This is a genomic window from Streptomyces sp. AC550_RSS872, from assembly GCF_019049285.1.
Taxonomy (GTDB): domain Bacteria; phylum Actinomycetota; class Actinomycetes; order Streptomycetales; family Streptomycetaceae; genus Streptomyces.
In genome coordinates, this window is record NZ_JAGMUL010000026.1 from 149,756 (window position 1) to 171,019 (window position 21,264).

The 21,264-nt window shown below is 70.1% G+C and carries 17 protein-coding genes; 6 read left to right on the forward strand and 11 right to left on the reverse strand.

What is annotated here, in order from left to right:
* Positions 1 to 2,094 (reverse strand): transketolase, encoded by a 2,094-nt coding sequence (tkt, locus tag KUM44_RS12370; protein ID WP_217207874.1) that lies wholly within the window; start codon positions 2,092 to 2,094, stop codon positions 1 to 3.
* A 185-nt stretch (positions 2,095 to 2,279) separates the two neighbouring features.
* Between tkt and KUM44_RS12375 the strand changes: the two genes are divergently transcribed.
* Both KUM44_RS12375 and KUM44_RS12380 read left to right on the forward strand, forming a co-directional pair.
* A complete protein-coding gene (locus tag KUM44_RS12375; protein WP_217207875.1) occupies positions 2,280 to 3,170 on the forward strand; it encodes an AraC family transcriptional regulator in 891 nt (296 codons plus the stop codon).
* A gap of 55 nt (positions 3,171 to 3,225) precedes the next feature.
* Positions 3,226 to 3,645, forward strand: coding sequence for a spore germination protein GerW family protein (locus KUM44_RS12380; RefSeq protein ID WP_217207876.1), 420 nt, complete (start codon positions 3,226 to 3,228; stop codon positions 3,643 to 3,645).
* Positions 3,646 to 3,732: 87 nt separating this feature from the next.
* Here KUM44_RS12380 and KUM44_RS12385 read toward each other — a convergent pair whose 3' ends face one another.
* The 3 genes from KUM44_RS12385 to KUM44_RS12395 form a co-directional block, all read right to left on the reverse strand.
* Entirely contained in the window at positions 3,733 to 5,130 is a 1,398-nt protein-coding gene (locus KUM44_RS12385; protein WP_217207877.1) for a glycoside hydrolase family 16 protein, read from the reverse strand.
* 372 nt (positions 5,131 to 5,502) lie between these two features.
* The gene (locus KUM44_RS12390; protein ID WP_217207878.1) at positions 5,503 to 6,300 is read right to left on the reverse strand and encodes an IclR family transcriptional regulator; all 798 of its coding nucleotides are present in this window, start codon (positions 6,298 to 6,300) and stop codon (positions 5,503 to 5,505) included.
* 32 nt (positions 6,301 to 6,332) lie between these two features.
* Positions 6,333 to 6,758: a MarR family winged helix-turn-helix transcriptional regulator gene (locus KUM44_RS12395; RefSeq protein ID WP_217207879.1), complete on the reverse strand. Its 426-nt coding sequence runs from the start codon at positions 6,756 to 6,758 to the stop codon at positions 6,333 to 6,335.
* Between the two features lie 222 nt (positions 6,759 to 6,980).
* Here KUM44_RS12395 and KUM44_RS12400 point away from each other — a divergent pair, with 222 nt between their 5' ends.
* The 4 genes from KUM44_RS12400 to KUM44_RS12415 are packed head-to-tail and all read left to right on the forward strand — an operon-like array spanning position 6,981 to position 10,762.
* Positions 6,981 to 7,898 (forward strand): SDR family oxidoreductase, encoded by a 918-nt coding sequence (locus KUM44_RS12400; protein WP_308402592.1) that lies wholly within the window; start codon positions 6,981 to 6,983, stop codon positions 7,896 to 7,898.
* 11 nt (positions 7,899 to 7,909) lie between these two features.
* On the forward strand, positions 7,910 to 8,785 hold the full coding sequence (locus tag KUM44_RS12405; protein ID WP_217208134.1) for an amidohydrolase family protein: 876 nt from the start codon (positions 7,910 to 7,912) through the stop codon (positions 8,783 to 8,785).
* A gap of 10 nt (positions 8,786 to 8,795) precedes the next feature.
* Entirely contained in the window at positions 8,796 to 10,298 is a 1,503-nt protein-coding gene (locus KUM44_RS12410) for a long-chain fatty acid--CoA ligase (protein WP_217207880.1), read from the forward strand.
* 8 nt (positions 10,299 to 10,306) lie between these two features.
* Positions 10,307 to 10,762: a MaoC family dehydratase gene (locus KUM44_RS12415; protein ID WP_217207881.1), complete on the forward strand. Its 456-nt coding sequence runs from the start codon at positions 10,307 to 10,309 to the stop codon at positions 10,760 to 10,762.
* A 3-nt stretch (positions 10,763 to 10,765) separates the two neighbouring features.
* Here the strand turns inward: KUM44_RS12415 and KUM44_RS12420 are convergent, their stop codons facing one another.
* The 7 genes from KUM44_RS12420 to KUM44_RS12450 are packed head-to-tail and all read right to left on the reverse strand — an operon-like array spanning position 10,766 to position 21,207.
* Entirely contained in the window at positions 10,766 to 11,617 is an 852-nt protein-coding gene (locus KUM44_RS12420) for a hypothetical protein (RefSeq protein WP_217207882.1), read from the reverse strand.
* Positions 11,617 to 13,302 (reverse strand): PHP domain-containing protein, encoded by a 1,686-nt coding sequence (locus KUM44_RS12425; protein WP_217207883.1) that lies wholly within the window; start codon positions 13,300 to 13,302, stop codon positions 11,617 to 11,619. Before KUM44_RS12425 ends, KUM44_RS12420 begins: the two co-directional genes overlap by 1 nt.
* Positions 13,303 to 13,322: 20 nt before the next feature.
* The gene (locus tag KUM44_RS12430) at positions 13,323 to 15,164 is read right to left on the reverse strand and encodes a LamG-like jellyroll fold domain-containing protein (protein ID WP_217207884.1); all 1,842 of its coding nucleotides are present in this window, start codon (positions 15,162 to 15,164) and stop codon (positions 13,323 to 13,325) included.
* Positions 15,165 to 15,198: 34 nt separating this feature from the next.
* Complete coding sequence (locus tag KUM44_RS12435) at positions 15,199 to 18,120, reverse strand: glycoside hydrolase family 2 TIM barrel-domain containing protein (RefSeq protein WP_217207885.1); 2,922 nt, start codon at positions 18,118 to 18,120, stop codon at positions 15,199 to 15,201.
* Positions 18,117 to 18,956, reverse strand: coding sequence for a carbohydrate ABC transporter permease (locus tag KUM44_RS12440; protein ID WP_217207886.1), 840 nt, complete (start codon positions 18,954 to 18,956; stop codon positions 18,117 to 18,119). Before KUM44_RS12440 ends, KUM44_RS12435 begins: the two co-directional genes overlap by 4 nt.
* 14 nt (positions 18,957 to 18,970) lie before the next feature.
* Positions 18,971 to 19,921, reverse strand: coding sequence for a carbohydrate ABC transporter permease (locus tag KUM44_RS12445; RefSeq protein ID WP_217207887.1), 951 nt, complete (start codon positions 19,919 to 19,921; stop codon positions 18,971 to 18,973).
* On the reverse strand, positions 19,921 to 21,207 hold the full coding sequence (locus KUM44_RS12450; RefSeq protein ID WP_217208135.1) for an ABC transporter substrate-binding protein: 1,287 nt from the start codon (positions 21,205 to 21,207) through the stop codon (positions 19,921 to 19,923). Before KUM44_RS12450 ends, KUM44_RS12445 begins: the two co-directional genes overlap by 1 nt.
* Between the last annotated feature and the right edge of the window lie 57 nt (positions 21,208 to 21,264).

Here is a 21,264-nt window from a genome sequence, read left to right on the forward strand (position 1 = left end):
TCAATCGCGGGCGGCGGCAAGGCCCGTAGTCGAATTCAGTGCAGCCCGCGCGGCGGCGGCGACGTTCTCGGGGGTGAAGCCGTACTCGGCGAACAGGGTCCTGGCGTCGGCGGAGGCACCGAAGTGCTCCAGGGAGACGATGCGCCCCGCATCGCCTACGAAGCGGTACCAGGTGAGCCCGATCCCGGCCTCGACGGCGACCCGAGCCTTCACGGCCGGCGGCAGGACACTGTCGCGGTACTCGCGCGGCTGCTCCTCGAACCACTCCACGGACGGCATCGACACCACCCGGGTACCGATCCCGTCGGCCTCCAACCGCTCCCGCGCGGCGACGGCCAGCTGGACCTCGGAGCCGGTGGCGATGACGACCACGTCGGGCGTCCCGGTCGAGGACTCCTCGAGGACGTAACCGCCCTTCGCCGCATCGGTGTTGACCGGGAGGGTCGGCACGCCCTGGCGGGTGAGCGCGAGCCCGTGCGGGGCCGGGGCGGTGGCGTGCCGCCTGAGGATCTCGGCCCAGGCGACCGCGGTCTCGTTGGCGTCGGCGGGGCGGACGATGTTCAGGCCCGGGATCGCGCGCAGCGAGGCCAGGTGCTCGACCGGCTGGTGGGTCGGGCCGTCCTCGCCGAGTCCGATGGAGTCGTGCGTCCACACGTATGTCACCGGCAGCTGCATCAGCGCGGACATGCGTACGGCGTTGCGCATGTAGTCGGAGAAGACGAGGAAAGTGCCGCCGTAGACACGGGTGTTGCCGTGCAGGGCGATGCCGTTCATCTCCGCGGCCATCGAGAACTCGCGGATGCCGAAGTGGATGGTGCGGCCGTACGGGTCGGCCTCCGGCAGCGGGTTGCCCTTCGGCAGGAACGAACTCGTCTTGTCGATGGTGGTGTTGTTGGAGCCGGCCAGGTCGGCCGAGCCGCCCCACAGCTCCGGGAGGACCGTGCCGAGGGACTGGAGCACCTTGCCGGAGGCGGCACGGGTGGCGACCGACTTGCCCTCCTCGAAGACCGGCAGCGCGTCCTGCCAGCCCTCGGGGAGCTGCCCGGCGACGATCCGGTCGAACAGCCGGGCGCGCTCGGGGTTGGCGGCACGCCAGGTGCCGAGCTGCTTGTCCCAGGCCGCGTGCGCCTCGGCGCCACGGTCCAGGGCGCGGCGGGCGTGGGCGAGGACTTCGCCCGCGACCTCGAAGGTCCGCTCCGGGTCGAAGCCGAGGAGGCGCTTGGTGGCGGCGATCTCGTCGGCGCCGAGGGCGGAGCCGTGGGAGGCCTCGGTGTTCTGCGCGTTGGGGGCGGGCCAGGCGATGATCGTGCGCATGGCGATGATCGAGGGGCGCTCGGTCTCGGCCTGCGCCGCCCTGAGCGCCGCGTACAGCGCGTGGACGTCGATGTCGCCGCCCAGCGCGGGCTCGATCCGCTGCACATGCCAGCCGTACGCCTCGTACCGCTTCAGCACGTCCTCGGAGAACGCGGTCGCCGTGTCGCCCTCGATGGAGATGTGGTTGTCGTCGTAGAGGAAGACCAGGTTGCCGAGCTTCTGGTGGCCGGCGAGCGAGGACGCCTCGGCGGAGACGCCCTCCTCCAGGTCGCCGTCGGAGACGATCGCCCAGATGGTGTGGTCGAACGGGGACTCGCCCTCCGGGGCCTCAGGGTCGAAGAGACCGCGCTCGTAACGGGCGGCCATCGCCATCCCGACGGCGTTGGCGACACCCTGGCCCAGCGGGCCGGTGGTGGTCTCCACGCCAGCGGTGTGCCCGTACTCGGGGTGACCCGGCGTCTTCGAACCCTGGGTCCGGAAGGACTTGAGGTCGTCGAGCTCCAGCTCGTACCCGGCGAGGAAGAGCTGGGTGTAGAGGGTCAGCGAGGTGTGGCCGGGGGAGAGGACGAAGCGGTCACGGCCGGTCCACTCGGGGTCGGCGGGATCGTGCCGCATCACCTTCTGAAAGATCGTGTACGCGGCCGGTGCCAGGCTCATCGCGGTGCCCGGGTGGCCGTTCCCCACCTTCTGCACGGCATCCGCCGCCAAGAGGCGCGCGGTGTCGACGGCACGCCGGTCCAAGTCGGTCCATTCGAAGCTGTCCGGTGTCTGCGTGCGCATCTTCAAAAGTCCTCGATCGCGGCGAAGTGACTGGTCCAACGCGTTCAAAAGTAAAAGTCTGACTTTTAAGAGGGAAGGTCGTCGTGTGTCACGCTGTGGTGAAAGTGGGACACCGCGAGGAGTGCTGCGCACGGCTGAGCGAGGGGCGCGCACGAGTGAGACGGCACGAGACGGACATGGCGGATATGGCGGACGTGAGGGCTGACGGCGGCGACGGGATACGGACGTTCCCGTTCCCGGTCGATCTGAGCGTCCTCGGCGTCGGCATGCAGGTCGGTCAGATGGGCACGGGGCGCACTTGGCACGCCGCCGAAGCGCCACTGGAGCGCGTGCACCGCATCGACTTCCACATCGTGATGCTCTTCGAGGAGGGCCCGGTACGCCACATGATCGACTTCGCCGAGTTCGAGGCGAACGCGGGTGACGTGCTGTGGATCCGGCCGGGTCAGGTTCACCGTTTTTCCGGAACCGGCGGCTACCGGGGCACCGTCCTGACCATGCAGCCGGGCTTCCTGCCCCGCGCCACGGTGGAGGCGACCGGGCTCTACCGCTACGATCTTCCGCCCCTGCTCCACCCCGACGAGGCCCAGCTGACCGCCTTGCGTTCGGCGCTGGCCCAGCTCCAACGCGAGTACGAGGACACGACCACCCTGCCGCTGAGTCTGCACACGGCGGTGCTGCGGCACTCGCTCACGGCGTTTCTGCTGCGGTTGGCCCATCTCGCGGCGAGTTCGGCGGAGGCCGCGCGGCAGCAGGGGGATACGACGTTCACGTTGTTCCGGGATGCGGTGGAGAAGGGGTTTGCCACCAACCACAGCGTCAGTGCGTACGCCGATCAGCTCGGGTACTCGCGGCGGACCCTTGTCCGTGCGGTGCGTGCCGCGACCGGGCTCACGCCCAAGGGGTTCATCGACAAGCGGGTGATTCTGGAGGCGAAGCGGCTGCTCGCCCATACGGATATGCCGATCGGACGGGTGGGGGTGGCCGTCGGGTTTCCGGATGCCGCGAACTTCTCGAAGTTCTTTCATCAGCACACCGATGTCACGCCTGCGGTGTTTCGGGCGGAGGTTCGTTGAGCGTCCCGGGGCGGGCCTTCTTGACAGGGCCGGCTCGCTTGTCTAGGAGTGCTGAATGACCGACCACGAGGAGAACCCCGCCGCCGTGTCACTGCCGGACACGGAGACCTCCGCGACGCATGCCGCGGACGCCCTTCTGGAACACCTGGCCGACAGACTCGGAGGCAGTGCCTCGGTCACCGCCGTCTACGGCGAACCCGTCACCGCTGACGGCGTCACCGTCATTCCGGTCGCCAGGGTCGCCTTCGGGCTGGGCGGCGGAGCCGGGTGGGGCGGTGATGCCGGGGGTCGTGAGGGCGGCGGTGGTGGCGGAGGCGCGGATGCCAGACCGGTCGGCTACATCGAGATCAGCAACGGCGTCGCGACATACCGGCCCATCCGCCGCAACTGGACCGACGTCGCGGTTCCACTCGCCGCCCTGGTTGCCGGAGCAGCGCTCCCGCAAGTCGTCCGGATGCTACGGCGGCGACGCTGAGCGCGGCGGGTGACATGACGATGCCCCGCGGGCCGGTGGGCTCGCGCGGGGCATCGACAAGGCGGGGGCCGCTGTGCAACGCACCTGTCAGCGGCCGAAGTTGAACCAGTTCACGTTCACGAAGTCCGACGACTGGCCGCTGGTGAAGGTGAGATAGACGTCGTGCGTGCCGGTCACCCCGCCGATGTTCGCAGGGATGGTCCGCCACGACTGCCACCCACCGGTGTTGCCCACCGCGAAACTGCCCACCGGCGCGTTGCCACGGCTGTCCAGGCGCACCTCGACCAGGCCGCTGACCCCGCCCGCCGCGCCGCTCGCCACCCGGGCGACGAACTGGGTGGCCGCCGTTGAACCGAAGTTGACGCCCTTGTACAGCGCCCAGTCGCCGTTCGCCACGGCACCGATGTTCTGTCCGCCGCCCGAGTCGGAGGTGGTCTCGGCGCTCACGCCGCCCTGGCTGTCGTACGACTCGGCCTGGATCGCGCTGTAGGCGTCACGGTTGCCGGTCGGCGGGGGTGTGGTGCCGCCCCCCGTGGCCGACAGCACCTGGACGTAGTCGACGACCATGGCGTGGCCGGGCTGAGTCCCGCTGTCCGGGCCGCCGCCGAACGCGTCCGGGAAGCCGCCGCCCATGGCCACGTTGAGGATGATGAAGAAGCCGTGGTTCGTGGCGTTCGCCCAGGTCGTCGCGTCGACCTGGTTGGCCCGCACGGTGTGGAAGTTGGTGCCGTCGAGGTAGAAGCGGATCTCCTCGGGGCTCGTCGAGCGGTCCCACTCCATCCGGTAGGTGTGGAAGCCCGCCTGGCAGGTGGCGCCGGAACAGGTGGTGTTGCCGCCGATACCGCTGGTCTCGTTGCAGGGGCCGCCCGGTGAGGTGCCGCAGTGCATGGTGGCGAACACCGTGTTCATGCCCTGTGTGTTCTCCATGATGTCCAGCTCGCCGACGGCGGGCCAGTTCCAGTAGTTGCCCCGGTAGGGCGCGCCCAGCATCCAGAACGCGGGCCAGTACCCCTTGGCGGCGGCCCCGGCCACGTTCGGCACCTGGATCCGGGCCTCCACGCGGAGCTTGCCGCCCGCCGGGGGCTGGAAGTCGGTGCGGTTGGTCTCGATGCGGCCGGAGGTCCAGTTGCCGGACGCGTCCCGCCGCGGGGTGATGCGGAGGTTGCCGTTGCCGTCGAGCGAGACGTTGTCGGTGCTGTTGGTCATCGTCTCGATCTCGCCGGTGCCCCAGTTGGCGGGACCACCGGGATAGCCCTTGCCGGTCGCGTACTGCCAGTCGGAGGTGTTCACACCGGTGCCGGCGGCGCCGTTGAAGTCGTCCAGGAAGACCTGCGTCCAGCCCGACGGCGGTGTGGGCGCGGAAGCGTTGGCGGAGGGGACGGCGACGGTGGCGGTGGCCGCCGCGAGGCCCAGGGTGCCGAGCAGGGCGACGAACGTCCGCCGGAGGGAGCGGTGTCTGCGGTGTATGCCGGAGGGTTCACTCATGGGGGGTGCTGCCTCTCGGTGTACGGGGTGGGGGTGCGGGGTGCCTTGGGCGTGAGAGCGCTCTCAAAGTGTCGCCAATGTGCTCCCCGCTCCTCCGGTCGTCAAGAGGTGAAGCAGAGAAAACCCTTCCGGCACAGGGGAGTTCACCCTGTGAATGCGGAAATGTGCTGGAGCGCGCTGCTCCCCTTCCAGGACCTTGTCCGGCGCCTAGGGGGTGTTTCGAAAGTCCCGCACAGCACCCACGGCGCCCGGCACGCACTCTCGCCACACCGGCCGAAACCCCAAGTACGTCCAGTACGAGGGCTTTCGTCCGGCGCGCCGAGAGCACGCACCGGACACCGCGGGCGCCGCACAGGACTTTCGAAACACCCCCTAAGCCCCCTTCTCCGGCTGCCACCCCAGCCCCCGCGAGATCCCGCGCGCCGCGATCCGTACCGCGGGTACCAGCGCCGGGACCTGCGCGTCGGCCTGGGGTACGACGACGGATACGGCGGCGACGACCGCGCCGCCCGGGCCGCGCACCGGGGCGGCCACCGACAGTGCGTCGGCGGTGACCTGGCGGCTGCTCACCGCCGCCCCCGTGCGGCGCACCTCGGCCAGCACGCGGCGCAGTCGGGCCGGTTCGGTGACCGTGTACGGCGTGAAGGAGGCGAGTGGTCCGGCGCAGTACTCCTCCTGGAACTCGGGGTCGCTGTGCGCGAGCAGGGCGAGCCCGACCCCCGTGGCGTGCAGCGGCCAGCGCGCCCCGACGCGGATGTGCACGCCGACCGCGGAGCGTCCCGACAGCCACTCGATGTAGACGACCTCGGCCCCGTCCCGCACCGCCAACTGCACGTTCTCGTGCGTCGCTTCGTACAGGTCCTCCAGATACGGCAGCGCGATCTGCCGCAGCGCCGGCCCGCGCGGCGCCAGTGCCGCGAGCTCCCACAGCCGCAGCCCGACGTGGTAAAGGCCGGAGTCGTCGCGCTCCAGGGCGCCCCACTCGGTGAGGGCGTTCACCAGTCGGTGCGCGGTGCTCAGGCTGAGCCCGGCCCGGCGGCTGATGTCCGTCAGACACAGCGCCGGATGTTCGAGGTCGAAGGCCCCGAGCACGGACAGCAGCCGGTCGGGTGCGGAACGCGTCCCTTTGGCGGGCGCGGACGGCGCGGACGGTACGGCGTCGGCGGTCATAGGCACCTCGTCACCCCACTACCCCTCCCTCGTCACCCCAGCCCGGCCTCGGTGACCCGCTGGAGCAAGCCGTGCAGCTGCTCCCGTTCGGCCGGGTCGAGGGGCCGGAGCAGTTCGTTGGTCACGCGCTGCCCGGCCTCGTCGGTGTCCCGCAGGAACGCCCGGCCGCCCTCGGTCAGGACGATGATCCGGCTGCGGCGGTCGTCGGGGGAGGGGCGCCGCTCGGCGAAGCCCAGCTTCTCCAGGTCGTCGACGAGGCCGACGATGGCGCTCGGGTCGTAGCCGAGCGACGCGCTCAGCTCGCGCTGGAGGGCGCCCGGGGACGTGGCCAGGAACCGCAGCAACGCGTAGTGGCGCAGCCGCAGCCCCGACTCCTGGAGGAACGTGTTGAACAACTGACCCGAGCGCAGGCCCAGGCGGTACAGCAGATACCCCGTGTCCGCGTGCAGTCCGCGCATCCACGGTTCGCTCGCGTCGATGGGTGCCGGGTTCTTGGCGTGCTGGCGGGCGATGGCGGACTCCCTGGTCTCGGCCCCGGTGGTGGGGGTTCCTCTGTGCAGATTCCAGCATGGCGCACCCGAAGGTCACCAACAACTATTGACGACAACAATTATTGCTCTTAACGTCGATCTCGTAGCCGCACCCCGCGTCGAAGCACCCCACGTCGAAGGGACCCCCCCGTGCCCAGCATCGATCTCACCGGCAAGGCCGCCGTCGTCACCGGCAGCGGCCGGGGCCTCGGCCTCGCCTATGCCCACGCCCTGGCCGCCCGCGGCGCCTCCGTGGTCGTCAACGACGTCGACGAGGCCGTGGCCGATGCGGCCGTGAAGTCCATCACCGAGGCCGGCGGCACCGCCGTCGCCGAGGTCGTCCCGGTCGGCACGACCGAGGCCGCCGAGCGGCTGGTGAACCGCGCGGTCGAGGAGTTCGGGCGGCTCGACATCCTGGTGACCAACGCGGGCATCCTGCGCGACAAGGTCCTGTGGAAGATGACCGACGACGACTTCGACGCGGTGATCACCACGCACCTCAAGGGCACCTTCACCTGCGCCCGCGCAGCCGCTGTCCGGATGCGCGAGCAGGGCGAGGGCGGCACCCTGATCCTGGTCGGCTCCCCGGCCGGCCAGCGCGGCAACTTCGGCCAGACGAACTACGCCGCCGCCAAGGCCGGCATCGCCGCCATGGCCCGCACCTGGTCCATGGAGCTGGGCCGCGCGAACATCACCGTCAACGCGATCGTGCCGGTCGCCGCGACCGCCATGACCGAGACCATCCCCGCCTTCGCCCCGTACATCGAGGCCCTGAAGAACGGGCAGCCGTTCCCGGACTTCCTGCGCAAGGGCGAGGGCTTCGGCACCCCCGAGGACTGCGCCGCCCTCGTCCCGTTCCTCGCCTCCGAGGCCGCCCGGGGCATCACCGGCCAGGCCATCGGCATCGGCGGCGACAAGGTGGCACTCTGGTCGCATCCGCAGGAGATCGCGGCGGCCTACGCCGACGGCGGCTGGACCCCCGACACCCTGGCCGACGTGTGGCCCACCTCGGTCGGCGCCGCACTCCAGTCGGTCGGTATCCCGGCGCCCAAGTTCCCGGAGGCGTGATGGCCCTGTCCATGAAGGTCGACGACCTCGTCGCGATCGACGTCCACACCCACGCGGAGGTGTCCTCCAAGGGCCATGCCTCCCTGGACGACGACCTGCACGACGCCTCCTCCGCCTACTTCAAGGTCGAGGGCAAGCGGAAGCCGACCCTGGAGGAGACCGCCGCGTACTACCGCGAGCGGAAGATGGCAGCCGTGATCTTCACGGTCGACTCCGAGTCCGCGACCGGCACGCCACCGGTCCCGAACGAGGAGGTCGCCGAGGCCGCCGCCGCCAACCCGGACGTCCTGATCCCCTTCGCCTCCATCGACCCCTTCCGGGGCAAGGCGGGCGTGAAGCAGGCCAGGCGCCTGGTCGAGGAGTACGGAGTGCGGGGCTTCAAGTTCCACCCCAGCATCCAGGGCTTCTTCCCCAACGACCGCTCGGTGGCGTACGACCTCTACGAGGTGATCGAGGAGACGGGCACCATCGCCCTCTTCCACACGGGCCAGACGGGCATCGGGGCGGGGGTCCCGGGAGGCGGCGGCATCCGCCTGAAGTACTCCAACCCCCTCCACGTCGACGACGTGGCGGCCGACTTCCCGCATCTGAAGATCATCCTGGCGCACCCGTCCTTCCCCTGGCAGGACGAGGCGCTCGCCGTCGCCACGCACAAGCCGGGCGTGCACATCGACCTCTCCGGCTGGTCGCCGAAGTACTTCCCGCCGCAGCTGGTGCAGTACGCCAACACGCTGCTCAAGGACAAGGTCCTCTTCGGCTCCGACTTCCCCGTCCTCACCCCCGACCGCTGGCTCGCCGACTTCGAGAAGCTGTCGATCAAGGACGAGGTCAAGCCGAAGATCCTCAAGGAGAACGCCGCCCGGCTGCTCGGGCTGACGAAACCGTAAGGGGCGTGACATGCGCAACGAGGGACTGGGGTCGTGGCCCGCACGCCGGGCCCGCAAGACCCCGCACCGCACCGCCCTGATCCACGGCGGGACGTCCACCGACTACCGCACCCTGCACACCCGCACGACCCGTCTCGCCCACGCCCTGCGCGTCAGGGGCGTGCGCCGCGGCGACCGCATCGCCTACCTCGGCCCGAACCACCCCTCCTACCTGGAGACCCTGTTCGCGGCCGGCACGCTCGGCGCGGTCTTCGTCCCGCTCAACACCCGTCTGGCCGGCCCCGAGATCGCCTACCAACTCGCCGACTCCGGCGCCAAGGCCCTCGTCTACGGGCCCTCGCACGCCGGGCTCGTGGCCGGACTGCCGGGCAGCACGGACGTCCGCATCTACGTCGAAGTGGGCGCCGAGTACGAGGAGGCGCTCGCCTCGGCCTCCGAGGAACCCATCGACACACCGGTCACCCCGGACGACACCTGCATCATCATGTACACCTCGGGGACGACCGGCCGCCCCAAGGGCGCCATGCTCACCCACGGCAACATCATCTGGAACGCGATCAACGTCCTCGTCGACACCGACCTGATCGCCGACGAACGTGCGCTTGTGTCAGCCCCGTTGTTCCACACGGCCGGCCTGAACATGCTGACGCTCCCGGTCCTCCTCAAGGGCGGCACCTGTGTCCTGGTCGAGGCCTTCGACCCGGACGCCACCTTCGACCTGGTCGAACGGCACCGGATCACCTTCATGTTCGGCGTGCCGACCATGTTCGACCAGATCGCCCGCCACCCCCGCTGGCCCGAGGCCGACCTGTCGTCCCTCCGCATCCTGACGTGCGGCGGCTCCCCGGTCCCCACCCCGCTCATCGCCGCCTACCAGGAACGCCGGCTGACGTTCCTCCAGGGCTACGGCATGACGGAGGCCGCACCCGGCACCCTGTTCCTGGACGCCGAACACGCGGTGAGCAAGGCCGGTTCGGCGGGCGTACCGCACTTCTTCAGCGACGTCCGCGTCGTACGGCCGGATCTGGCGCCGGTCGACGTGGGCGAGACCGGCGAGGTCGTGGTCCGCGGCCCGCACGTCATGCCCGGCTACTGGGGGCTGCCCGAGGAGACGGCCGCCTCCTTCGCGGACGGCTGGTTCCGCAGCGGGGACGCGGCCCGGATCGACGAGGACGGCTATGTCTTCATCGTCGACCGCATCAAGGACATGATCATCTCCGGCGGCGAGAACATCTACCCCGCCGAGATCGAGGACCTGCTCCTCGCCCACCCGGACATCGTCGAGTGCGCGGTGATCGGGGTGCCGGACGAGAAGTGGGGCGAGGTGCCGCGCGCGGTCGTCGTCCCCCGCGAGGGCACCGCGCCCGACCCCGACGCGATCCTCGCGTCCCTCGCCGGCCGCCTCGCCAAGTACAAGATCCCGAAATCGGTGGTCGTCGCGGACGAGCTCCCGCGCACCGCCTCAGGAAAACTCCTCAAGTCCCGAGTCCGTACCCGGTACGGCAACAGTTAAGGAACCCCATGAGCATCACCGTGAACGGCCTCGACGAACTGAAGAAGCTCGTGGGCAGCGACCTCGGCACCAGCGAGTGGATCGAGGTCACCCAGGAGCGCATCAACACCTTCGCCGACGCCACCGGCGACCACCAGTGGATCCACGTGGACCCGCAGAAGGCGGCCGAGGGTCCGTTCGGCGCCCCCATCGCCCACGGCTACCTCACCCTCTCCCTCTTCATCCCCCTGTTCACCGAGCTGTTGGACGTCCAGGGCGTCACCACCAAGGTCAACTACGGCCTGAACAAGGTGCGTTTCCCCTCCCCGGTGAAGGTCGGCTCCCGCATACGGCTGGTCGGGAAGCTGGCGGAGGTCGAGGAGGTGCCGGGCGGGGTGCAGATCACCGTCGACGGGACCATCGAGATCGAGGGCGGCGGGAAGCCGGCGGCGGTGCTACAGAGCCTGTCCCGGTTCTACGCCTGACCCTCAGCCCTGCCGGTACGAGTACACAGCCGTCCCCGCCGCACACACCCCGGGCGGGATCATCTGGGCGCGCAGGGTGCCGCTGTTCACGTCGTAGTCGACGCCCTCCGTCTCGAAGGTGCCGAAGCTGCCCGTGCACACGCTTCGCTGCGGCAGCGCGAACAGGCTCGTCACCGAGCCCGTCATCGGCTGACCGTCCACCTTGCGCGGCAGGTCGACCTGGAGGAGCGGGCGGATCTCCGTGAAGAGCGTTCCCGAGGCGTCGTTCGAGGCGCACACCAGGCGGGTGTCCGTGACGAAGTCGCAGCCCTGGATGTCGCGTACGGGTCTGTCCAGGGTGATCTGCCAGGCCTCCTTCAGGTCGCCGCCGGACTGCGGTGTGGAGGGGTTCAGCAGGGGTGCGGGGAACACCTGGAGTCTTCGCTGCTCACCCCACTCGCCCGACACCAGCCACTGCCCGTCGGGCGAGACCGTGGCGAAGGAGTTGTTCAGCTTCTCGCCCGGGTTGAGCCGGTGGACGTACTCGTAGCGCTTCCCGGCCGGGGTCGTCACCGCGAACATCTTGGACGCGGCCGTGTCCGGGCCCTGATAGGCGTCGAAGAGGTGGCCGCGGGCGATGTCCGGGTCGCCGACGTGGTTCCAGCCCTTGATGCGCAGGTCCAGTGGGATGGAGGCGAGCCCGCGGTACAGCAGTGAGCCGTCCGCGCGGCTCGCCAGACCCTGTCCGCCGCCGAGCGTGTCCGTGTACGCCGTGCCGGTCTCGGCCCAGCGCGGGGCACCGGCGGCGGACGCCGTCCCCGCGCCGAGGGTGAGTGCGCCCAATAAGCAAGCGAGGGTGCTGAGATGACGTTTCATCAGGCTCCTGCCACGTCGACGAATACCGGGTTCGAATAGAACCACGTATCCGCCCACGGGTCACCGTCTCCGGGCGCGTGCGGGATCGGCCCGTGCGGGTCGACCGAGGCACCGAGGTAGCCGGTCCCGTTGCGGTTGCCGTCGCTGCCGCGCAGCCGCACATAGAAGGACTCGTCCCCGGCGGTCAGCGGGATGCGCAGGGTGTACGTCCCCTTGCGGCCGCTCACGTCCGTCGTCCGCACGACCCTGGTGTCGGGGGCCTGCCAGGTGTCCCGGTCGGTCACCGGGCCGCGCACCGTGCCCCGGACGACGTCCACGTGCGCCAACTCCGGCAGGATTCCCTGGGGGTTGGGCCGGGAGGCGGTCGTGACCGTCACGTTCAGCGTGAGCTTCTCGCCCTTGCGCACCCGCAGCCGGCCGCCCAGCGTGACACCCCGGCCGTGGTCGCAGTCCCGCTTGAGGCGCACGTCGAGGCCGTCGAGCAGATGCCCGTGGTCCAGCCAGACCCGGCCCGCGCGCAGACCCGCCATCACCGCGCGGTAGCCGTAGCGGGTCACCCCGACGTGGGTGCGGCTGAACTGGCCCGGCCAGAAGTCGCTGCCCGGCTGCGGGGTGGTGGTGTTCACCGGGTCGGGCAGTTTGCCGGTGGTGTCGAAGTTCTGGCCCGCCGGCCAGTCGCCGTTCTTCCAGGTGTCGAAGACGATGCGGTGCGCGTCGGAGTTCGTGGTGATCGAGAACAGGCGGCCCTCCGCCAGCATCGAGTCCCACAGACCGCCGACCGTCGCGGTCGCCCAGTCGAAGCCGCCGTAGGTCAGATACGCGTCCGCCGGGTAGCCGGCCCACGACTGCGCCGACGGCTTGTTCTCGTACTCGCCGCGGATCGAGGTCTTTCCGCGCCAGCCGGGGATGGCCGCGCCCTGGGCGCCGGGGGCGCCCTCCATGCCGATCATGATCTCGGGGGCCGCGTCCCGCCAGGCCCGCATCTCGTGCGGGGAGTCGATGCCGAGGCGCATCGGGTGGTTGGCGAGGACGAGGACGTCGTCCACGTAGCCCGTGCGGCGCTGCTCGGCCAGCCACTTGAGGGCCTTGACCGCATGGGCCTCGTTGCGGGCGGTGTCCGCGTCGGCCGCGCCGCCCTTGTCGTAGCCGAGCAGCTTGCCGTCGTAGGCGCTCTCGAACCGCGTGAGGAGGTCGACCTCGTGCGCGCCGGGCGCCGTGAAGACCGTGCAGTGCTCGGCGGCCGGGATGTACCACTCCAGGCCCTGGAAGATCAGCTGGCGCGGGTTCTCGGCGCGCGCTCTGCGGATCTCCTCGTGCTCCAGCGCGGCGCCGAACCTGGCGTGCCCGAAGTTGGAGTGCTCGGTGAACACCATCCAGTCCAGGCCGAACTCGGCGCTCGCGGCGGCCAGTTGGGAGAACGTGTACTTGGCGTCGTGACTGTAGACGGAGTGGATGTGGTGGTCGCCCACGAGGTAGGCGAGGCGCGGGTCTTCGCCGCCCGGACGCCGGCCGGAGGCGGCCGGAGCCGGTGCCGCCACCGCGGGTACCGCCGCGCCGCCGAGCGCGAACGCGGCGCCGAACAGACCCGCGCGGCGCAGGAGCCCGCGTCTGGAGACGCCCTGCGGGTCGAGGTCGGCGGGGGAGACGGAAGGGTCGGCCCAGGTGGGCAGCTGCTGCTCGGTCATGGTGGTGGTCCTCCTGAAGGTCAGTGGTTCATGAAGGACTTGACGGGCAGCGCCCGCGCGGCGATCCGGACGTCGCCGAGACGGCCGTGCAGGATCTGGTCGATCTTCCCGCCGTACTCGTATCCGCCGAGCAGCCACGGCAGCCCGACGGAGGTGATGCCGGTCGAGCGTGCCTTCGGATTGCGGACCACCGGGCAGCCCTCGACATACATCGTGGTGTGCTCGCCGTCGTTGACGACCGCCAGGTGCCACCAGGTCTCCAGCGGCGTCTCCTGGGCCCAGTTGGTGGCGATGCCCTCCTGGTTCAGCGGGCGCATCGCCCACTGCGGCTCCCGGTCGTTCGACAGGGAGAGCGTGGCGAGCGGCTCGTCGGGGTCGTCGGCGGTCTTCCCGGCGGCGCCGCCCGTGCCGGTCCGGCTCACCAGGCCGGACCAGGCGTGGTGATCGGGGTCCCAGTCGGCGGGGAGGCGGTAGAACGCCTCGATGGTGTAACCGTCCCTGAATGTCGCCGAGTTGAGCGGTGCCCCGTCGACCGTGCGCAGATACGCGCCCTTCAGCGGCGACTTGTCGCCCTGGAACTCCAGGCTGCCGTGACCGGGCTGGTCGGGGTGGTGGTCGGCCGACCAGGCGAGCTTGCCGCCGCCGACCGAGACGAGGGAGAGGTCGTTGCCGCGCCCGGACAGATCACGGACCGTGGCGCCCTCCACCGGCTGCTCGAAGCGCCAGTACGCCACCGTGCCCGGGATCAGCAGCCGCGACGCGGGGCGCGCCGGGCGGGTCGGCACCGGGGCGAAGCCGGAGAACCGGTCGGCGAAGTCGATCCCGACGCTGAACCGGTCGGCGTCACCGCTGAGTTCGATCTCCTGCCGTTCCAGCTCGTTGAGGCCCTTGGCGGCCCGGCCGAGGATCCACGGGGAGACCGTCTCCACGTCGATGACGTTCCGGTCGAGGTCGAAGCGGTACAGGCGGATCATCGCCGCGCCGCCGAAGTAGCGGTTCTGGTAGTTCGTCAGATGCAGATGGACGTCGTTGCCCGCCGCGTTCTTGCGGGTCGCCCGGCCTGCGGGCCAGTAGTGGCCGTTGAGGGTGAGGAAGATCTGGTCGTGCTCCTCGATGAGCTGGTCCCACAGCTGCTGTCCGTACGCCGACAGCGAGTCGTCCTCGACGACCAGCTCATGGGTGGTGAGGACGACCGGCGTCTTCGGGTGCCGGGCCAGGACGTCCTTCGCCCACGCGTACCCCTTCGCCGACAGCCGCCAGTCCAGCGCGAGCACCATCCACTCACGTCCGGCGGCCCTGAACAGGTGGAAGCTGTTGTAGCCGTCGGGGGAGGCGCCCCCGAAGGTCTTCTTCCCCTGGAACCGCTTCGGCCCGAAGGCGTCCAGATACGGCGTCGCACCGCGCTGGTCGTCGGTGGACGACTTCACGTCGTGGTTGCCGGCGAGGACGCTGTAGCCCACGCCCCGCCGGTCCAGGAGCCGGAACGCCTCGCTGATCGCGGCGACTTCGGGCTGGGTACCGTTCTGGGTGAGGTCGCCGAGGTGCGACAGGAAGACGATGTTCTCCTTGCGGCCGTGCTCCAGCAGATACCGCAGGGACGCCTCGACCGGTGCCTTGTCGATGCTCGGCCCGTCGAAGAGGTACTGGGTGTCGGGCATCACGGCGAGCGTGAAGCGACGGCTGTCCGGGTCGGGCCGCCAGCCGGAGGCCGTGGCCCCGGCGGGCGTGGCCTCGGCGAGGGCCGGCATGGCGACCGAGGCGGTGGCGGCGGCGCCGATCAGCGCCGTGGCCCGCAGAAAACCGCGTCTTCCGGCGGCGGCCTGCGCGGCCTCGCCCTGGTCGTGGGCAGGCGAAGTACACATGGGTGCTCCATGGAGAGAGGGAGAGCGAGAGAGGTCAAAGGACGCGCAGGGTCCAGCTCCAGCGATGGATGCCCGGTGCGACGCGATACGAGGGGAAGGTGTCGGGGCCGCACGACGCCGTGCCGAGCCCCCGGTGCGCCGCGTCGAGATGGACGACACAGCCGGGGCGCGGCACCAGTTCGTCGTGGTGCGTGGCGGCGGTCAGGTCCTCGGCGCGGTATCGGGTGACGGAGACCTGGCGCGGCTCGTCCAGCGCGACCGTGAGGCCGGTGGCGTCCGGTGCGGACAGCGTGAACCGCCGTACGCCGTGTCGGCCGCCGCTCTCCTGGGGGCGCAGGTAAGGGGTGAACAACTCGTCGACGGGGACCGAGTGATGGCCGACGGGCGCGCCCGCGCGGCGGTCGGGATACGACTCCCAGGGCCCCTGCCCGAACCACTCCAGCAGGTCGAGTCCCGCGACCGTCTCGAAGACCGTACCGACCCGCGCCACGTCGTCGAAGGCCTCCGGCACCTCGGCCTCCTCCTCGACGCGGACGCCGCCTTCGACGGGTGTGAACACCTGCCGGTGCCGTACGACTCCGGCCGCGCCCGCGTACTCGGCCCGCACGGTCACCTGTCCGGCGTCCTCCCGCACGGACACGACCTTGCGCACCAGCGCGTCGAGGCCCCAGCTCCGCCAGCGCCGCGCCATGCCGCCCAACTCGTCGTTGTCGGTGGGCGCCCGCCACAGAGACAGGGTGGGTGCCACCGTCAGCAGCGGGTGGACGAGGAGACCCTCGCCGTCGACCTCGACCTGCCGGGTCACGGCAGCGACATCGACCGGGGCGGGCCCGCGCAGCCGCACCTGCGGCACGCACACCTCCGTGCCGCGCGGCGCCCACGGCAGGTCCCGCGCCGTCGTCACCCGCAGCGTCAGCCACGCCTCGCCGCCGTCCTCCGGCAGCGCGAACGGCAGCGGCACCGCCGCCGTCTCACCCGGGCACAGCTCGGGCAGTTCGGCCGGCGCGGTCAGGGTGCGTCCGTCCGCCAGCGACAGCTCCCACACGGCGGCCAGCCAGTCGAAGCCGCGGAAGTGCTGGTGGTTGGTCAGGACGACGCCCTCGTGCCGGAAGCACTCGATGCGCACCGGCGCCGCGATCTCCCGGTGCTCGTACAGAGCCGGTTTGGGCGTGCGGTCGGGAAACACCACGCCGTCCGCGATGAACGCGCCGTCATGGATCGTCTCGCCGAAGTCACCGCCGTACGCCCAGCGGTACCCGGGCGCGGCGACACCGTTGTCGTAGAGCCCGGCGCCCCCACGCCCGGCCGGTCTTCCGTCGCTCACGCGTTGCAGGATCCCGTGGTCCCAGAACTCCCAGATGAACCCGCCCTGAAGACCTGGGGTGGCCTCGATGGCAGCCCAGTGGTCGGCCAGCGTGCCGTTGCTGTTGCCCATGGCGTGCGAGTACTCGCACTGGATGAGCGGCCTGGTCTGCTCTCCGGAGAGGGCATGCGCGACGCAGTCCTCCAGCGGGGCGTACATCGGGCACGCGATGTCGGAGGCGAGGCCCGGGTCCGCCCAGCCGAGCTTGGCCGCGCCCTCGTACTGGATCGGCCGCGTCGGGTCGTGCCGGCGCACCCAGCCCGCCGCGGCGTCGTGGCCCGCGCCGTAGTCGGACTCGTTGCCCAGCGACCAGATGATCACCGACGGATGGTTCTTGTCCCGCAGCACCATCCGCGAGACCCGGTCCACGAAGGCGTTCAGATAGCGCGGGTCGTCGGCGATCTCATGGGCGTGGTCGTGGGATTCGATGTCCGCCTCGTCGACCACGTAGAACCCGAGCTCGTCGGCGAGGTCGTACAGCGTCGGGTCGTTCGGGTAGTGGGCGGTGCGGATCGCGTTGAAGCCGAACCGCTTGAGCAGGACCAGGTCGGCGCGCATGTCGTCGAACGACACCGTCCGGCCGGTCAGGGGATGGAAGTCGTGCCGGTTGACGCCCCGGATGAAGACCCGCTCGCCGTTGACCAGCAGGTCCCGGCCGACGATCTCGACGTCCCGGAAGCCGATCCGGTGCCGGGAGGTGTCGGCGACCGTGCCGTCGGCGCGGTGCAGGCGCACGGTGAGGTCGTACAGCTCGGGCGTCTCCGCGTTCCAGGTGCGCACCTCGGGGACGGTGGTCAGCAGCCGTGCCTCGCCGAGGAAGTCGGAGACGCGTTCGTCCTCGATGTTGGCGCGGTCGTACTCCGCGTCCTGCGCGAGCGGCTGCCCGTCCAGGTCCCCCGTGACGTACCACCCCTGGGGCAGCGCACCGCCCGTGTCCCGGACCCGGCACTCCACCCGCAGCTCGCCGCTGTACCGGGCCCGCACGGTCACGTCCGCGAGGTGCAGCGGGTCCGTCGCGTACAGCAGCACCGAGCGGGTGATCCCGCCGTGCCACCACTGGTCCTGGTCCTCGATGTGCGAGGCGTCGGACCACTTGACGACCGTGAGCCTCACGGTGGCCTGCGCGCCGGGCCGCACGACCGGCGTCAGATCGAACTCGGCCGCCAGGTGCGAGTCCTTGGAGACGCCCACCGGCCGTCCGTCCACGTGCACCACCAGCACGCTCTCCGCGGCCCCCACCTGGAGCACGATCCGGCGTCCGGCCCAGTCGCCGGGGACGTCCACCTCACGCTCGTACACGCCCGTCGGATTCGCCGAAGGGGAGCCGGGCGGGAACTCGGCGAACGGCATCCGGACGTTGGTGTACTGCGGGAGGTCGTCGGTGCCCTGCATGGTCCAGACGCCGGGGACGTGCGACGTCGACCAGGCACCGCCGACCGGCGCGTCCGGAGCGGACAGCAACCGAAAGCGCCAGTCGCCGTCCAGGGGGAGTGCTCCGGTGCGCCGGTCGACGGCGTTCATGGGGAGTCGCCCCCAGGAGGTCACCTCGGGTGCCTCCCAGGGGCGCAGGGCCAGCAGCGGATCGCCGGTCATCCGCGGACGGCTCCCTTCGCGAGGTCGCCGATGATCTGCTTCGCGCCGACCGCGAACACGATCAGCAGCGGGACGAGGGCGAGCAGTGCGCCGGTCATCACGATGCCGTAGTCGGTGGTGCCGTGGGTGCCGTTGAGCTGGGACAGCGCGACCTGGAGGGTCACGTTGTCGGGGTTGGTGAGGGCGATCAGGGGCCAGGCGAAGTCGTTCCACTGGCCCATGAAGGTGAAGATGCCGAGGAAGGCGAGGCCGGGGCGGACCACCGGCAGCGCCACGTGCCAGTACTGGCGCAGGAAGTTCGCGCCGTCGAGCTTGGAGGCGTCGAGCAGCTCGTCGTGGATGGCCGTCTTCATGTACTGGCGCATCCAGAAGATGCCGAAGGCGTTGGCCGCGGCCGGCACGATCAGCGCGGTCATCGAGCCGATCCAGCCGATCTTCGCCATGAGGACGAACTGCGGGATGACCGACAGCTGCGCCGGCACCATGAAGATGACCATGAGCAGCCCGAACAGCAGCCCCTTGCCCGGGAACTCGAACTTGGCGAAGACGAAGGCCGCCAGGGAGTCGAAGAGCAGGACCAGGAACGTCACCGCCGTCGCGACCAGCAGCGAGTTCCACATCGACCCGAAGAAGTCGATGGCGTCGAACAGGCCCCGGACGTTCTCCAGGAAGTGCGTGCCGGGGAGCAGCTTCGGCGGGTACGAGAAGATCTCCGCGGAACTGTGCGTCGACATGATCACGGCCCAGTAGAACGGGAAGGCCGAGATCACCGTGCCGGTGATCAGCGGGAGGTGCAGCGCGATCCCTCTGCGGCGGGACCCCTTGATGGATGCCATGATGCGCGCCCTTCCTAGTCGCCGCGGCGCTGCACGAGGCGCCAGTTGATGATCGAGAACAGGACCACGACGAGGAAGATGCCCCACGCCACCGCGGCGCCGTACCCGAAGTCGTTGTTGTCGAAGGTCTGCTGGAAGAAGTAGAGGACCATCGTCTGGCCCGAGTGGCCCGGACCGCCCGCGAACGTCGAGTCGTTGGACGAGGTCTGGAGCAGGACCTGTGGTTCGGAGAAGCTCTGAAGGCCGGTGACCGTCGAGACGACGAGCACGAACAGCAGGGTGGGCCGCAGCAGCGGCAGCGTGATCCGGAAGAAGGTCTGGATCGGTCCGGCGCCGTCCATGCGCGCCGCCTCGTACAGGTCGCTGGGGATGGTCTGGAGCCCGGCGAGGAAGATGATGGCGTTGTAGCCGGTCCACTGCCAGGTCATCAGGGCCGCGATGGTGACCTTGATGCCCCAGGGCGTGTTCAGCCAGGCCACCTGGTCGATCCCCACCGCGTGCAGGACGGCGTTCACCATGCCGGCGTTGGTGGAGAAGATCGAGCCGAAGACGATGGCGATGGCGACGACCGAGGTGACGTTCGGCAGGAAGTACGCGACGCGGTACAGGCCCTTGAACCGGACCGCGGAGTTGAGCATCACGGCCGTGACCATCGCCAGGAGGATCATGGGAAAGGTGGCCAGCGCCCAGATGATGACCGTGTTGCCGATCGAGTTCCAGAAGTCGCCGTCGCTCAGCAGGTACTGGTACTGCGAGAGCCCGGCCCACTCCATGGAGCCGAGGCCGTCCCAGCGGTGAAAGGACAGATAGAGCGAGAAGCCGACCGGGAAGAGGCCGAAGCCGAGGAAGATCAGGTAGAAGGGGGAGATCGCGGCGTAGAGGTGCCAGTACTTGCGCAGGCCCTTCTTGGGCTGCGTGGGCGAGGGCTGTGCCACCGCGGGCGGGGTCTGCTCCAGGACGGCCATCAGTAGCTCACCCCCAGGTGCTTCGCGATGCGACGGCATTTGCTCATGGCGTCACTCCAGGCCTTCTTCGGGTCCTTGCCGAGGACGCCGACGTTCTTGATCTCGTCCTTGAGGGGCTGCCCGAGCGCGATGTCGAACGGGCTGTTGTAGGCGACCGCGATCTTCTGCGCGGCGGGCCCGAAGACGTCGGTCGTGACCTGGCCGCCGAAGAAGTCGTCCGGCTCCTGCATCTGCTTCAGGCCGTACGAGGCGGGCGTTGAGGGGAAGAGTCCCGCGTCGACGTAACCCTGCGCCTGGTTGGCCGCGTTGAGGATCCAGGTGATGATCTCGAAGGCCTGCTCGGGCTCCCGGCACGCCTTGGTGACCGACAGGAACGAGCCGCCGCTGTTGGCGGGCCGCACCGGCATCTGCGCCACCCGCCACTTGCCCTTGGTCTTCGGTACGCCGTTCTTGATGTCGAAGGAGGCCCAGGAGGCGTTCAACTGGCTGGGCAGCTTGCCGTCCTGGACGGCCGACTGCTGGTCCGGGGTGCCGCTGACCAGGTCCGAGACGATCCCGCGCCGCTTGGCCTCAACGGCGAGTGCCCAGGCCCGGCGCACATGCTCCTGGTCGCCGATGAAGTGGCGGTCCTTGTCGACGTATCGCTTCGCACCCTGCTGCACGACGTTCTCGAAGACCGAGTTGACGTCGGTGAGGAGTTTTGCGTGCGGCACGCGCCTGCCGAGCTGCACACCCGCGTCGAAGAACTTCTCCCAGGTGTTCAGTTCGTTCGTCACGTCGTCGGGCTCGTACGGCAGCCCGGCCCTGCGGAAGATCTCGTACTGGTAGTAGTGCGCGACCGGCCCGCAGTCGATCGGGAAGCCGACCATCGTGCCGTCGTCGGCGATGCCCTGGTCCCACTTCCAGGGCAGGTACTGGCTCCGGTACTTCTCCGCGCCCAGCGTCCGCAGGTCGATGAACTGGTCCGCGTTCGGCAGGTAGGCGGCCATGTCCTCGCCCTTCAGCCCCGCGATGTCGGGGATGTGGGCCCGGCCGGTGATGGTGGTGATGAGCTTGGAGCGGTACTGGCCGCCGATCTGGATGGCGTCCAGGTCCACGGAGCTGTCGTAACGCGCCTTGGCGTTCTTGACGACCGTGTCGCTCAGTCCGCCGCTCCAGTACCACAGGACCATGTTCCGGCCGGTCGAGCCGGTCGGAACGGCACAGCCGGACGCCAGGCCGCCGAGCGCCGTGGCGGCCGTACCGGCCAGGCCCGCGCGGAGCAGGCCTCTTCGTGAGAGCCGCACAGCTCCCACCGCCTTTCGGATCTTTTCGGGACTTCGCATGAGAGGGGCGTGGGGGGA

Bases quoted from the DNA above. Each gene is read 5' to 3' on its own strand.
- KUM44_RS12395 (WP_217207879.1), bottom strand. From the start codon at position 6,758: ATGCGCGGACTGCACGCGGACACGGGGTATCTGCTGTACCGCCTGGGC.
- KUM44_RS12435 (WP_217207885.1), bottom strand. From the start codon at position 18,120: ATGACCGGCGATCCGCTGCTGGCCCTGCGCCCCTGGGAGGCACCCGAG.
- KUM44_RS12415 (WP_217207881.1), top strand. From the start codon at position 10,307: ATGAGCATCACCGTGAACGGCCTCGACGAACTGAAGAAGCTCGTGGGC.
- KUM44_RS12440 (WP_217207886.1), bottom strand. From the start codon at position 18,956: ATGGCATCCATCAAGGGGTCCCGCCGCAGAGGGATCGCGCTGCACCTC.
- KUM44_RS12380 (WP_217207876.1), top strand. From the start codon at position 3,226: ATGACCGACCACGAGGAGAACCCCGCCGCCGTGTCACTGCCGGACACG.
- KUM44_RS12405 (WP_217208134.1), top strand. From the start codon at position 7,910: ATGAAGGTCGACGACCTCGTCGCGATCGACGTCCACACCCACGCGGAG.
- KUM44_RS12375 (WP_217207875.1), top strand. From the start codon at position 2,280: ATGGCGGACGTGAGGGCTGACGGCGGCGACGGGATACGGACGTTCCCG.
- KUM44_RS12430 (WP_217207884.1), bottom strand. From the start codon at position 15,164: ATGTGTACTTCGCCTGCCCACGACCAGGGCGAGGCCGCGCAGGCCGCC.
- KUM44_RS12385 (WP_217207877.1), bottom strand. From the start codon at position 5,130: ATGAGTGAACCCTCCGGCATACACCGCAGACACCGCTCCCTCCGGCGG.
- KUM44_RS12445 (WP_217207887.1), bottom strand. From the start codon at position 19,921: ATGGCCGTCCTGGAGCAGACCCCGCCCGCGGTGGCACAGCCCTCGCCC.
- KUM44_RS12425 (WP_217207883.1), bottom strand. From the start codon at position 13,302: ATGACCGAGCAGCAGCTGCCCACCTGGGCCGACCCTTCCGTCTCCCCC.
- tkt (WP_217207874.1), bottom strand. From the start codon at position 2,094: ATGCGCACGCAGACACCGGACAGCTTCGAATGGACCGACTTGGACCGG.
- KUM44_RS12410 (WP_217207880.1), top strand. From the start codon at position 8,796: ATGCGCAACGAGGGACTGGGGTCGTGGCCCGCACGCCGGGCCCGCAAG.
- KUM44_RS12390 (WP_217207878.1), bottom strand. From the start codon at position 6,300: ATGACCGCCGACGCCGTACCGTCCGCGCCGTCCGCGCCCGCCAAAGGG.
- KUM44_RS12420 (WP_217207882.1), bottom strand. From the start codon at position 11,617: ATGAAACGTCATCTCAGCACCCTCGCTTGCTTATTGGGCGCACTCACC.